This window comes from Novosphingobium marinum (assembly GCF_013408095.1).
In the GTDB taxonomy this organism is placed as follows: Bacteria; Pseudomonadota; Alphaproteobacteria; order Sphingomonadales; family Sphingomonadaceae; genus Novosphingobium; species Novosphingobium marinum.
Genome location: NZ_JACBZF010000008.1, coordinates 1 through 13,974, shown reverse-complemented (window position 1 = coordinate 13,974; position 13,974 = coordinate 1). Strand labels below are relative to the sequence as shown.

Below are 13,974 nucleotides of genomic sequence, written 5' to 3'. Positions count from 1 at the left end.
AAGGGGCGACGGCATCCCGGCCGTCACCCCTTCGTCGCTCGATGCTCGGGCCCGTTCGTCAGCCGAACATGACGATGTTGGCCGGAATGTCGGTGATCAGCTGCTCGCCAAGCCGGACCTCGAGCATGTCTACCACCTCGAGGGTCCGTTCGACGCCATCGGACAGGACGATCGTGGTACCGCCCGGGCCGAACGGGATCAGCACGTCTAGCCCGCCGCCCTCGATCTCGACCTGCGACCCGCTGAGCGAAGCCTGAAGCTGCGCCGGGTTGTCGAGGACGATGAAGTCGTTGCCCCGGTTGTACGACACGTCGAACTCCGCCTCGCCGTATCCGATCGTGACCATTTCGGCGTCGTTGGTACCGTTGATGTCGACATCGCCCGAGATGATCGCCGCTCCGCCCGACGCGACGTAGAGTGCGGCGACCGCGTCGGGATCGATCTCGCCCGCGGGAAGCGCGGTGAAAACAGGCGGCGCGGTTATGTCGGTGAGCGTGTCGACCGGCAGCACCTGCTCGCCCAGCTTCACCTGCGTCGCATTGGCGGTGAGCGTGCGCATCCCGTCACCGAACATGATAGTCGTGCCGGTGGGGCCTGCCGGTATCTCGACGCGGGTGTCGCCGTCGAAGAACACCGCAGAGGATCCGGATCGCCCGACCAGCCAGTCGCTTGCCGGACCTTCCAGCCGGATGATGTCGCCGCCGCCGTTGAACGAGACGCCGAAGATGACGTTGCCCGGATCGTCCGACACCGCGATATCCTGGAACCCGTTGGTGCCGACCACGCGGCCGTTGCCGCCGACCTCGCCCTGCCAGCCGTCGCGCGTGTAGAGACGCCACTGGTCGGCAGCGCCCGGATCGACGACGATGAAGTTGACCGTCTGCGTGTCGCCCGCCGCTTCGCCGTCGTAGACGTCGACGTCGATCTGGTCGGTACCCACGAAGCCGTCGTCGGGCGTGTAGACGTAGGAGCCGGCGCTGCCGGTGATCGTCCCGTTCTCCGGTTCGCCCGGATCGATGGTCAGCGTTTCGCTGTCGACGTCCTCGGCCACCACGGTGAAGGCGATCGCGGTGTCGGGCAGCGTCACAAGCGTCTGCACGCCCGGTATCACCGTCGGCCCGTCGTTGTCGGGCACGATCTGGACGGTGATCTCCATCGTCGCGCTGCCGCCCTGCCCGTCCGAAACGGTGATGTCGAAGGAATCGATGCCGTTCACGTCGGCGAACGGCGTGTAGACGAAAGAGGACGCGCCCATCGTGACCGTGCCGCGCGACGGCCCGTCCGTGATGCTGAAGACCAGGATGTTTCCGTCCGGATCGTAGGCATTGTAAAGGATCGGACCGAGCGAGGAATCCTCCTCGATCGTGTAGGTGCGCGGCAGTGGCACGACCGGTGCATCGTTGACCGGCGTGACCGCGACTGTGACGTCCTGTTCGATAACGCCGCCGTTGCCGTCGTCGATGACGATCGTGAACGCGTCGGCGCCGTTGTAGTCGCCATCGGGCGTGTAGACGAAAGTGCCCGCGGCCTGGTTGAACGTGACGGTACCGTTCGCCGGCTCCGACCCGCCGAGAAGCGAATAGGTCAGCGTGTCGCCGTCGGGATCGTCCGCGCCGATGTCCACCGCGGCGGATGGCGCGTCCTCGTCGGTCAGGACCGAGTTGGTCGCCGGTGCGGTCGGATCGTCGTTGACCGCAGTGATCGCGATCTGCGCACTGGCCGTGCCCTGCAGCGCGCCGCCGGACCCGGTCGCCCCGCCGTCGTCGACGGTCAGCGAGAGCGTCGCCGTCGCGGGCGGCGCATCGGTATCGGCGGTGTAGGAGACAACGCTGGTCCCGTCGGACGCGAACAACGCCTCCAGCTCGGCGAGCGTGCCGGTCACGATGACCTGCGACGTGCCCGAGCCCGAAACGACCGTCGCGCCGCTGCCGCCCGCCTCGACGGTCAGGATGCCATAGTCGACTTCGAGCGTCACGGTGAGGTCGGAGCCGCCCGCGTCGACGTCGGCAACGCCGATCAGGCCCTTGAGATCCTTGGCCACCTGCTCGGTCGCTTCGAGTTGCGCGCTGCGCAACTCGTAGGCGACGCCTGCAAACGGCTGCGCCAGCCAGTCATATGGCGAGGTGCCGAAATCGGCAAAGACAGGCGCGCCCGATCCCGGTGTCGAAAGCGACCAGAATACGACCGAAACATCGCCACCGTCGTCCCAGGTACCTTCGTGCAGCGCGATCCAGTAGGACCCGGCCGGCAGGAATACATTTCCGAGGTCGATCACCGCCACGTTCTGATCGTACGGGCCTGCGGTGCTCTGGACGCCGGTGTCCGACACATCCGGGGTCGCATCGGTTCCGAATGAAAGAAGCGTTCCCGGCGTGCCGCCCGCATCGGCGAATATGCCCCAGGAAAGCGTGCCCGAGAACGAATCGATTACGCCGTTATCGTTTGGTATGGCGTCCTCGATGTAGACCGTGAAACTCTCCAGCGACTGACCGAACGGGACAGTGAAATTCGTCGCTATGACGACCGACGTGATGTTCAGAGCGTCCGACAAATCGTTGGAGGGTTGCGTGATCAGCACGCCGGGCGAGATGCCGATTGCCGGTGCATCGTTCACCGCGTCGACGTCGATGGTAATGGTGTTCGGCGACTGGTCGGTATCTTCTCCGAAACCGCCGTCATCACCGCCATCGTCGACGACCTGGAAGGTGAAGGTCGCGTAGTCGTCGCCGTTTTCGTCGGCGTCGGGTACGAAGACCAGTTCGCCTGCGGCAAGCTGTGCTGCGGTTACTTCCTGGCCCGCCGTGACCGCGGTTCCCAGCGAACCGCCTGCGCCGTCGTTATCGATGTAGAGCGTGCCGTCGGTCGCCAGCGTGGTGACGATCACGCTGTTGAAGGCATTGCCCTCGACCGGGTCGGAGAAGTTGAAGTCGGCCTGCGCGAAGGCATAGCGGCCGTCCTCCTCCAGCGATACTTCATTGTCGCCGCCTTCGGGAGCATCGTTGAGCGCCGCGATTTCCAGGTCGAAGGTGTTCGGCGTCGGATCGGTGTTGACGCCCCCGTTCAGGGTACCGCCGTCGTCGACGACCTGGAAGGTGAAGTTGCCTTGCGAACCATTGGCGTTCTCGACCGGAACGTAGACGAGATATCCCGCATCGATGTCGGCCTTGGAGACGAACTGCGACGCGGCTACCGGCGTGCCGGGCGAACCACCCAGACCGTCGGTATCGATGTACAGCGTCCCGCTGGTCGGCAGCGTCGAGATCACCACGCCCGAGAAAGCGTCCAGTTCCGGAACATCGGTGAAGCCGAAAGCTGCTTCCGTAAATGCAAACCGTGCATCCTCGAAGAAGGCCGCCAGGGCATCCTGTCCCTGCGGCGCATCGTTGATTTCGGTGATCGCCACCGTCGCATTGGCGACCGCGCTGTCGTCCGTGCCATCGTTCACGATGAACGACACGGTGCGGCTGGTCCCCGGAGCATCGGACGTGGACGAGAATTCGACCGACGCCAGCACCGCCTGATAGTCCGCCAGGCTCGCGCTCCCCGTCAGACTGAGCACGCCCGTGGCGCTGTTGTAGCTGAAGGCGATGCCGTTCGAGGCACCCGACTGCGCGCCGCCGATGGTCAGCGCATCCTGTCCGATGAAGCCCGAGGTTATCGAAACGGTCGCCGATACCAGCCCGGTATCGTCGTCGTCGCCCACCTCCACGTCGGGCGCGATCGTGGTCGGCACGTCGTTCTCGATGTAGGCAGCGGTAGTGCCTGTCCCGGCAGCACCTCCGTTGAGATCGACCTCCGGCGCATCGTTCACAGGGACGACGGAAACCGTTGTCGAGGCCGTTGCCGTGCCGCCGTCGCCATCGGTTAGTTCGATCCCGATGGTGCGGTCGCCGCCGGTCGGGTCGTTGCCTGCACTGTTCGCATAGCCCAGAACCCGCACGACTTCCTGTACGCCGGCCGGGGTCGCCTGGTCGTTGAATGCAATGACGAGATCGGTTCCGCCCGTTCCGCCGGTGATGGTCGCGATCAGCGTGCCATTGACCGAGACGTTCCCGGCGGACTGGACGACCACCCCTCCCCCGTTCACAAGGGAAAGACCATCCTCCGATGCGACACCGCCCGAAGTTACCGAAACCGTGAGCGTTCCACCGTCGAAGTTCGTGCTGTCGAAATCCGCCACCGTGCCGTTCGAGCCAGCGTCGAGCAAAACGGGCAACGCCCCCTCGGTGAAGGTGACGCTGTCGGCGTCGAGGTCGCCCAGGATCGGCGCGTCGTTCTGGCCGGTGATGGTTGCGATGACCGGGATCGTCACGGTCGCGGTCCCGTCCGAATAGACGAACTTCCAGTTGTCCGTGTCCGTCTGGCCGGCCGTCAGCGCGTCGAATGCATCGGCAACGCCCGGCTGGCCGGACGCATCGTAAGTGAAGCTGTTGGGAAAGCCCGCATCGATGATCTTCAGGATCGCCCCGCTCGGCAGGGTGACCGTCGATCCCGAACTTACCGCGTACGACACGTTGTTCTCGTCGATCACCGTGACGATCGTAATCGGGTCTCCATCGACATCGGACACGCCGTTGAACGTCGCGGTCGGCCCGTAGACGGTGTTCTCGTTCACAGGTGGCACGTAGGCAGCGGCAAGAGCCATGGGCGGATCGTTCACCGGATTGACGGTGACAGTGATCGTTTCCTCGTCGAACTGAGTTCCGCCCGATCCGGTCGATCCGTAGTCGCTCATGTAAACGATGATCTGGGAGGTCCCGTTGAAATCGGCGTCGGGCTTGAAGGTCAGCCCGCTGAATGCCGCGTTTATGTCGGTGATCGTCCCCTGAATGTACATGACGCCGTCGTCGGTGCCGTCGCCAAGCGAAAACGACAGCCCCGTGGTCTGGGCCAGCGAGAGCACACCGTTCGAGGCGGAGACCCGCGTGAACACGGTGTCGGCGCCCGCGTCGACATCGGAGAAGGAAATACCGGTGATCGTGACCGGGGTATCCTCGTTCGTGCTCGCCGTCGCGGGAACGGTGACGACCGGCGCGTCGTTGACCGCGCCGATGGTGGCCGAAACCGGCACTTCAATGACGTTGCCGTTGCCGTCGTCGATCTCGACGGTGAAGCTGTCGCTTCCGTTGGCATTGAGGTTCGGGGTGTAGACGAAGGTTCCGGCAGACTGGTTGAACACGACCACACCCTTGGTCGGTGTCGCGCCGGTCTTGAGCGAAAAGGTCAGCGTGTCGCCGTCCGGATCGCTCGCGCCGAGTCCGATCGTGGTACCCGTATCCTCGGACGTGGTGAACACGACCGCAGAGACCGCGGTCGGCGGGTCCTGCACCGGGGTGACGTTGATCTGGACGGTAACTCTGCTGCCGCTCGCTCCGATGCTGTCTCGCGCGTAATAGTCGAATGTGGTTGTTCCGTTGAAATTCGGTGCCGGCGTGAGAGTGATTGTATTGCCGACCTGGGTCAAAGTAAAATTCGAAAGACCACCGTAATAGAAACCATTAAGGGCTCCCTCCGGATCGAAATCGTTGGCGTGCAATTGCGCGAGGGTGATCGAGAACGGCGTATCTTCCGCTGTCGTGTACGGGCCTTGTGCGCCCGTCGTAGGCGCGTCGTTCACCGCCTGCACCGAAACCGACTGGGTCGAGACGTTGCTGCCATCGCTGCCGTCGTTCGCCGAGAACGAGATCGTGCGCGTCGTCTCGTTCGGCGTGTCGGAATTGTTGGTATAGGTCACCGCACGCAGCGCCGCCTCGAACTGGGCGACGGTAGCGGTCGCGCCTGCGGACGTGAGTGTCAGGACCCCCGTGGTGATGTTGAAGCCCGCCGAGATGTTGCCGAATGTCGCGGCACTAGTGTTCGAAAAGGCAAGGAAATCCTGCCCCGAAACGAACCCGCCGGTGATCGCGACGCTCGCCGATGCCAGCGAGGCGTCGTCGCTGTCGGTCACCGTGACGCCGCTGTCGACCACGACCGGGGTGGAAGTGACGTTCGCCCCCTCGACGAAAGCGGTCGTTCCGCCGCTCGCGGTCACGACCGGAGCGGCGTTGGACTGCACGATGGTGATGTTGAACACCTGTCCCGAGACGGTCTCCGACGGGACGTTGCTCAGAAGCGAAAACGTGAAGCTGTCCGACGTCGCAGAGTTGCCGTTGTGCTCGTATGCGACCATCCCGCTCGACCAGAAGAACTGGTCGAATTGAGTATTGGTCGTGATGAGCGACTCGCCCCCGTCGCGAGCGCCGTTCGTGTTGGCATCGAGAAACAGGACACCGCTGCTCACCCCGCTGGTCACCGTGACGAACTGCGTGCCCGAAAAGGAAAGGTTTCCGGACCCGATGGTCGCGGTACCGCCTGCGGCCACGGTGAGACCATTGTTGACTGTTACACTCGGCGGCATGGCTCGAACTCCCCTGTTTGACTTTCGCCAGGGAAGGAGGCGCAGCACGCCGTCCTCTCCCGACCGCGCACGGATGCCCATATCCGCACCGCCCCATCGGCCGACGGCGAAACATCATGTGAGTGATGACGTCATGTGCCTGCAGATGATTGCGCGACACATTTGCACCTGCCCAACGAAATAACAATCTGTTTTGATTGAACTACGTATTTTTGCGAAAGATCGACTGTTACCGCCGCTTCAATACGTGCACTTTCACACTGTTGCGAGATGTTGCATCACCTTTGTCCGCCACGGTCCTCGAACCAATCCGAGCGACCGAACTTTGCCGCCAGCTGCAAATTGATTCTGGACCTTCTCGAATAGCCGAGACGATCAAGACAAGATTATTGCAACCTCAAACAACTAGACTTCGCCACAATAACATGCCGCAGAGGCAGCCGAAGATGCGTTTGCCTTGTTGAAAGGGGATCGGTGGTGGCAGGGCTTGAATCGAACAGGAAAAATAACCCTTTGATATCAATCTTGTTCTTGGAACAAACGCACACCTTCCCCCACACTCTCCCCCACATTTTCGTTCATTTAACGGCGGTTCGGTTCAGCGTTCTGACTGAAAAGCTGAATAAATCGGCGGTTCGCAGAGCGCCTGATCGCAACATAATGGCACGTGCCGACACTGTCCAATTGGGAATAGGCGGCTTGGTCAGTTCAATGCCCGATGCCGCTCCACCAACCTGTGCAAACTGGCTGTCGTAATGCGCGTTGCCTTGCCGATCTTGACGGTTTCGAGTTCGCCATTTGAGATCAGCTCGTAGAGCTTTGTGCGTCCGACACCAATCATGCGGGCAGCGTCATTCACCCGGACGCAGATCGGCTCGACAGATTGTTGGCCGCTCACTCCGCCGGTTCCTCTTCACGATAGTGAGCGGGATCGGCGATCCAGCGATTGATTGCGGACTCATGCCAGCCTGCGCCGTGGACGCTTATCTTCACCTGTGACGGGAAAGTCCCCTCGGCGATCTTGCGATAGATGGTGGAGCGGGAAAGGCCGGTGCGGTCGAGCACGGTTTTCAAGCGGATGATGCGTTCTGTGTTGGACATTGGGCGTTCTCACTTTGACATTGGCAGCCCCTCAATGGAACATAATGAGAACTTTCTAACGCAACACAAGGGTCAATCCGAGTTGCAAATCCGGCAAATCTTCAACGATTTGCCGGAATTGAAGCGTCTATGGACGGTTAGAGACTTTGGCGGACAAATTGCTCAGCCGCATTCGGTACAGAAATATTTTCGTCCGGCTCGATTGTGCGCCCGAAACGCTGAGAGTTGCAATTGCAACAACGGTTTTCCGCGCCAGCAGTACCGAATTTGGCGCACCTCATCGTTGAGTGATTGGGTTTCCGCCAGATCAGAGCTTGAATGACAGTTTTGCATTGCTCTTACGTAATTCCTCAATGTGGGCACCGGGCCGATCAAAGTTCGAGCGATACAAGGCCTCCTCGATTGTTCGGAGCGGAGCATAGAGCATGTTCAGACCGCTCTCTGAGTTCTTGGCCTTCTCAGCAGGAAATCCGCGCGGAAAATCCGGACAGTTGCTGGTGAAGCCGGTGAATTGGCTTGTTTCATCGCTGAGCGAGAGGCCAGTAGGTGCAAGACGCGACTTCCGGGGATGGTACATGTCAAGGTACAGGACGAACCATTCTCTACCGCGAAAATCGACCGCCTCAAAAATATCGACGGTGCCCTGCGAACCGATGCGATGGAACAGCAGTCGCTCACCACTCGAAGTTCTCAACTTCGAGAGATATGCCAATTCTCCGATCGGCCCGTTTACCGGAATCGGGTTAGTGACCTCCAAGCCGAAACGGCCTTTGCTATCGGGCAACTGGTCGCAGTCGAGCCCTCTATTGATCATTGAGGCGATAGGCTCGCCAATCATGGCGATTTGGGCCGCATCGTCGTCCAATAATCTTCGCATCTTCTCGAAGACTTGCTGAATCTCTCTGGGAGGTGACTTTTCAGACTGACCAAATAATTTGCTAAGCCAACCCATTTCTTAACCTCATTAAGTAAGACAGTCGATGTAACACAGTCGCGCGGAGACGCATTGAATGGGGAGCGTCGTGACTTTGTCGATGGATGTGCATATCTGCAAACGAAATTTTCGCGCCTTTACAACTGAAAATGGGTCTCCCATTGTTCGGCCCCGAGCGACCTTGAGGGGGAACGTTCTTTGTGTTTGATTTGCGAGAAAATCCGTTCGTTGTCCTTGGTGTCACACCCAGGTCAACGAAGGCAGATGTCAATGAAGCGTTCGAAGACGCCTTGCTCGATGCTCATGACGTCAACGAAGAGCGCCGCCTGAATCTCGCCAGGCAGGCACTCTTCACTCCTAACGAGAGGGTGACCGCTGAATTAGGCTATCTCCTTGAACTGCGTCCGGCAGAAGCGCGTAAGGCTCTGACATCGAAGGCGTTCGAGCAATGGTTCGAGGTTGCGGAATCAACGCAAGGTGTTGCGAAAGCAAACTCGCTCATAGAAGCGATGGGTCGCTGCAAGGACACTGCTGCGTGTCGGTCACTCACAATGAACTTGCTGGACTGCTGGAGTGGAATAACTCCCCATGACATCTGGCTCCAGATTAACGAGGCTCGTTCAATATCCGACTTCGGCAGCGTATCGGAAACCGACGTTGGGCGAGGCCTCGATCGGCTCCGCCACGCCCACGCGGAGAAAACGATCGGACTTCTCGACGGCAATTCAGACCTCCCCGCTGTATTCACTGATCTCCTCGAAGCCGAAATCATTCCAACTGATCGGGTAGGAGAGAAATTTGCAACCGCTCTGGTGGCGTCTTACACGCAGCATACGAGTGGCGCTCTTGCGAATGCCGCAGATCGCAGTTTGGAGAGTCTCCAAGATTTCGTTCGTTCTGGTTCCGAGAAAGCTTTCAGTGACTTTGAGAACGAGCTTTCAAGCTGGGATAGGCTGGCGCAGCCGCTGCAATTAGCCAGCCAAACCAAAGGTGCTGACGAACTGCATTCTCAGGAGCTTTACGAAAAGGTCCGATCACATTCATTGGCTCTCGCAAACGAAGAAGCCCGTCACGCTGACGCAGCCCGCATTACTCGCCTAGCGGAGAGCATTTTTGCGGAGCTACCCTCCGCTCAGACCCAGCTTCGCGAGGATTCCGAAACGCTCGATGAAATTCTGGAGCATAGCGCCAAGGCCAAGGTTCTAGCTCCACTTGTCGATGCGGTGGCTGAAGCACGAAACGACCTGTATTGGACGAGCAAGCACTTAACGAAACATGGTTTCGTCACTAGCGCCCCTGACCCGATCGGAAGAATTCGCAAGAGCTTTGATGGCCTCCTGACGCCTGACCTTCCCATTGAACTGCGGGACGATGGTGCCCGAATTCTGCGAGGATTGGCGGTGGAGCTTTTCAACGAGCGTCAAGACATTCTCAACGCAAAGTCGCTCACCGCATTTCTGGCATCGGATGGCCGCTGGTTCTCCCCAGAAGTGAATGCGCAGATTGCAGACGATGACCGAGAACTGGCGAAAAATCTTGGAATGCAGCATTTGCAAAGCGCGATGAAGGGCGGCGAATGGAAAAGGGCAAAGGAAATCTGCTCTGAATTGCTTACGCTCGCTTCAGGGTCTGAAGTCGCCGATCTGCGAAATATCAACCAGATTATTGAAGAGAAAATCCGTTCGCGAAGGACGTCTCAATTTGTCTGGGGCGGCATCGCTGCCTTAGTGATTGGATTTCTCGTTTTTAGCGATGACAAGCCCTCAAGCTACGATCCCGATTACAGTTACGAACCAATGTCGGATTCTGTCGAGATGCCTGCCGATAGCGGGGTGGCGGCCCCGTCGTTTCCAACCGACACCTCGGCGGATGAGCAGGAAGAAATCGCCCCATCCTTCGGCGGTGGCACGTTATCCCTTCCTCAGTTGCGATACTGCATTCTGCAAGGCGAGCGATTGGATGCTGCGCGCTCGATGGTTGATAGTTTTCAGCAGCAGTCAAATTTCAATGCGGCAATCACAGACTACAATTCTCGCTGCGGCAGTTTTCAATATGACCATCGAGATATGGCGACTGTCCGGTCGGAAATCGACCAAGTTCGAGATCAGTTGAACACGGATGCAGCGGCAATTGTGGGCCCTGGCGATGCAACCCCGAGCTATCGCCAGCCGACCTACCCCGGCATTGGGACCGACAATGATGACACATCGAATGGCTATAACTTCGGCACCGACAGCAGCGAGTCTGATGACTCGGCCGATCCTTTGAATCCCTATGGAGAGGCCGATGGGTACTGACTTGAACGAGGGCGAGAACCCGACAGCAGCCGAGTTGGCTGTAGATTATTGGAAGCTACTGAAGGTGTGCGAACGCATGATGAAATCGCTGCCCGAAGATCGGCGGAAGCGGGCTGGCGCACAGGTTCGCTTCTCAGCGACCCGCCTAGAGAACCATCTGGACGTGCTTGGGATCGAACTTCTAACATTTGAAGGTGCACAGTTCGGACCGGAATTGCCGGCGATTGCGGTCAACGCGGATGATTTCAGCAATGCAGAGAGATTGGAAGTTGAATCGGCGATCGAACCTGCCGTTATCATGCACGGCAAGGTGGTTCAAAATGCACAGGTCATGTTGAAGGAGAGTGAAGTCAATGAATCTGGGAATTGACCTGGGAACCTCGAATTCGGCAGTCGTAGGCGTCGATGATAGCGGGCTTCGACTCTTCAAGACCGACGATGGCAAGGATGTCCTTGCAAGCGCGATCTACTTCGATCGCAGGGGACATATGACAATCGGCACCCGGGCCCAGGCTCAAGCCGAGTTGTCACCCGACAATGTGGCGCAAGGCTTCAAGCGCCTGATGGGCACGTCGAGCGCGATTGAACTTGAAGGTGCAAACAAGTCTCTCACCCCTGAAGAAGCAAGTTCCGAAATCATTCGGCAGCTCCTCCGCCAAGTGGAAGCGGAAACGGGGAGCAATGAATTTGCCGGTGCTATCATTACGATCCCGGCTGCTTTCGATCAGATGCAATCTGAGGCCACCATTCGTGCCGCACATGCTGCGGGCTTATCAAAAGTCGGATTGTTGCAGGAGCCTGTCGCGGCGGCGATGGCGGCCCTCGAAGGGGCTACGCGCCGAGACGGGCGCTTCCTCATATACGACCTTGGCGGGGGAACTTTTGACCTTGCCTTAGTCGAGGCAAGCGGGGGCGCAGTGAACGTCATCGCCCATGAAGGCATCAAGATGCTGGGCGGACGGGATTTCGACCGGACAATTATCGATAGTGTTGTCCGACCTTGGCTCGCTGAGAACTTCCAACTGCCTGAGAACCCTTCTCGTGACAGCCGGTTCAAGCGCCTTTTTGCGGTCGTTAGAATGAAGGCGGAAGTGGCAAAGATTGAACTTTCCACGCGAGAAACAGCGGTCATCTACCTGAGTGAAGATGACGCGCGCGCTCAAGACCTTGAGGGCAATGACGTCTATGTCGAGGTCGAGATTTCACGCTTGCGATACGAGGAGTTGATCAAAGACAGGATCCTCGAAACGGTCGAAATCTCTCGGAAAATGCTCCGGGAAAATGGACTTTCGAATGACGACATTGACCGCATTGTTTTTATCGGTGGACCGTCGAAGACACCCGTGATCCGTGATCTTGTAAGCCGGGAGCTTGGCATTCCCGCAGACCATAAGACCGATCCGATGACAGCCGTGGCCAGAGGCGCAGCAATCTTTAGCGAGAGCCGGGATTGGAGTGTGGAGAAAGGTCAGCGGAAGGCCGCTCGTGGCTCTGTATCAACCACTGGCGGACAACTAACAGCCAAGCTCGACTTTACGGCTCGCTCCGCTGACGAAAATGCACGTCTTCGAATTAAGGCAGATACTTCCGGCGGGGAGTATCGCTTCAACGTCAGCGGTCCAAATGGGTTCGACACCGGATGGGCATCCCTCGATCAAAAGGCGACCATCAGTCTTCCGCTTCCTAAGCCAGGCAAGCATGTTTTCAAGGTTCAGATCGAGCAAGCTGACGGCAAAAAGGCATGCGACGACCAGTTGGTTGAAATTGTCCGTACCGAGGCAACAGCTGCGGCGATCCATGCTACCCGAACTGTTTCGGTGAAGGTTGCTCAAGGCCCAGCTTCTGAACGACGAAATGTACTCCACCCACTTATCGAAAAGGGGACCGCTCTTCCGGTAGAGGGCGTCACATCGTACAAATTGCGGGAGAAGCTCGTTGGCGGAACTCCTGATCGATTTGAAGTTGAACTATACGATCATGCTGACGGCGTTGACAGCCCTGATCTGAACTTGGCGATCGGCATATTCGCGATACCCGCCGATGATATTTTGGAGCCGGGGCAAGTCCTTGCGGCAGGCACCGAGGTGAACATTCATTGGCAAATGGATGACAACGGTCTCATCCGTTGTGAAATTTCTATTCCATCAATTCAGGTGCATTCGGAACGGAAAAACTTCTACAATCCGCAAGCCGGTCAGGACCGCTTTGATGGTGAAGAAGGAGGGTCGTTAGCCGAAGCAAAGCTGGTGCAAGCGCAAGCCGCCATCAACGATGCGCGCTCCGCGATTGGGGACGATTCCAAGCTAGATGGCTTGCAGCGTAGGGTGGCTCGACAGCATGAACTTCTGTCCAATTCCAGCGATGCAGAAGCGCGACGTGCTGTCACTGAGGAGGCACTTCACGTGCAGCAAGAACTGGCTCGCCTCAAAGAGGCGCCGGAACATCGCCGAGCTGTGTTGCTGCAAGAGATCGAGCAAATTGAAGAAGGCGTTGCGGACCTAGTTGACAGTTTCGATCCCGAGACGGTCGAGCGGTTGAACACCCTGCTGCGGTCAGCGCGGGAGGAAATTAGCAACAAAAATTGGTCTGAAGTGCGACAGTTGGTGCAGCAAGCAAGAACGATTTTCCAACGCGCTTTGGTGCAGCAACCGGGCTTCATTTTGCACATGTTTGAAACGCTTTCAGAAGAACGGCACTCGGCGCTGGACAAAAATCTCCATGACCGCCTCGTTCAAGAAGGCGACCAGTGTTTGGAAAGCGGGGACATCGAGGGAGTTCGGGAAGTGGTCGGCGCAATCTTGCGAAATCGGATGCCGAGTGAATCCGAGAGCGGCGGCGTTGCCATTCTTTCGAGCCTGATGAGATGAGGTCGTGCGGCACCTAGCAAGGGACCACCTCAACAAGCGGAACGCACGAAACGATATTCAACGTCCGCAATGAGCCGCTCCTCAGCTTACGCAAGCAATGCGAGAGCCAGCTCAACGAATATTCCCTTTTTCGCTCAATACAATGACGTATTCTTATGTACGAAAGGGGTGCAGACTTTGAGATTCGTTCGTTGGGCGATCAAGTATTTCCTGTTCTACTTTGCCTGCATGTTCGTCGTTGCCATCGCAATGACCAATGTGCCTGTCGGAATGCAGATGCTATGTAACCGTGGCGTGCAGGCCGCCTTGTCGAGGTAGGCGGCGCCAGCCACTGAGTGGTGATGGCTGAGGATACGCAAGAGCAGGGAGCGAGTAGTC

Annotated in this window: 7 protein-coding genes; 3 read left to right on the top strand and 4 right to left on the bottom strand. The window is 58.6% G+C overall.

Going from position 1 to position 13,974, the window contains the following annotated elements:
* Nucleotides 1-58 precede the first annotated feature (58 nt).
* From FHS75_RS15845 to FHS75_RS15830, 4 genes are all read right to left on the bottom strand, one after another.
* Complete coding sequence (locus FHS75_RS15845) at nucleotides 59-6,397, bottom strand: tandem-95 repeat protein (protein ID WP_179408655.1); 6,339 nt, start codon at nucleotides 6,395-6,397, stop codon at nucleotides 59-61.
* Nucleotides 6,398-7,100: 703 nt separating this feature from the next.
* Complete coding sequence (locus tag FHS75_RS15840) at nucleotides 7,101-7,295, bottom strand: helix-turn-helix domain-containing protein (protein WP_179408654.1); 195 nt, start codon at nucleotides 7,293-7,295, stop codon at nucleotides 7,101-7,103.
* Entirely contained in the window at nucleotides 7,292-7,498 is a 207-nt protein-coding gene (locus tag FHS75_RS15835) for a helix-turn-helix transcriptional regulator (RefSeq protein WP_067673162.1), read from the bottom strand. The genes FHS75_RS15840 and FHS75_RS15835 overlap by 4 nt, the downstream gene beginning before the upstream one ends.
* 307 nt (nucleotides 7,499-7,805) lie before the next feature.
* The gene (locus FHS75_RS15830; RefSeq protein ID WP_179408653.1) at nucleotides 7,806-8,450 is read right to left on the bottom strand and encodes a hypothetical protein; all 645 of its coding nucleotides are present in this window, start codon (nucleotides 8,448-8,450) and stop codon (nucleotides 7,806-7,808) included.
* Between the two features lie 182 nt (nucleotides 8,451-8,632).
* Between FHS75_RS15830 and FHS75_RS15825 the strand changes: the two genes are divergently transcribed.
* The 3 genes from FHS75_RS15825 to FHS75_RS15815 are packed head-to-tail and all read left to right on the top strand — an operon-like array spanning nucleotide 8,633 to nucleotide 13,596.
* On the top strand, nucleotides 8,633-10,729 hold the full coding sequence (locus FHS75_RS15825; protein ID WP_179408652.1) for a hypothetical protein: 2,097 nt from the start codon (nucleotides 8,633-8,635) through the stop codon (nucleotides 10,727-10,729).
* Nucleotides 10,719-11,099: a hypothetical protein gene (locus FHS75_RS15820; RefSeq protein ID WP_179408651.1), complete on the top strand. Its 381-nt coding sequence runs from the start codon at nucleotides 10,719-10,721 to the stop codon at nucleotides 11,097-11,099. The genes FHS75_RS15825 and FHS75_RS15820 overlap by 11 nt, the downstream gene beginning before the upstream one ends.
* Nucleotides 11,083-13,596, top strand: coding sequence for an Hsp70 family protein (locus FHS75_RS15815; protein WP_179408650.1), 2,514 nt, complete (start codon nucleotides 11,083-11,085; stop codon nucleotides 13,594-13,596). The genes FHS75_RS15820 and FHS75_RS15815 overlap by 17 nt, the downstream gene beginning before the upstream one ends.
* Nucleotides 13,597-13,974 lie beyond the last annotated feature (378 nt).

Bases quoted from the DNA above. Each gene is read 5' to 3' on its own strand.
- FHS75_RS15845 (WP_179408655.1), bottom strand. From the start codon at position 6,397: ATGCCGCCGAGTGTAACAGTCAACAATGGTCTCACCGTGGCCGCAGGC.
- FHS75_RS15835 (WP_067673162.1), bottom strand. From the start codon at position 7,498: ATGTCCAACACAGAACGCATCATCCGCTTGAAAACCGTGCTCGACCGC.
- FHS75_RS15830 (WP_179408653.1), bottom strand. From the start codon at position 8,450: ATGGGTTGGCTTAGCAAATTATTTGGTCAGTCTGAAAAGTCACCTCCC.
- FHS75_RS15820 (WP_179408651.1), top strand. From the start codon at position 10,719: ATGGGTACTGACTTGAACGAGGGCGAGAACCCGACAGCAGCCGAGTTG.
- FHS75_RS15815 (WP_179408650.1), top strand. From the start codon at position 11,083: ATGAATCTGGGAATTGACCTGGGAACCTCGAATTCGGCAGTCGTAGGC.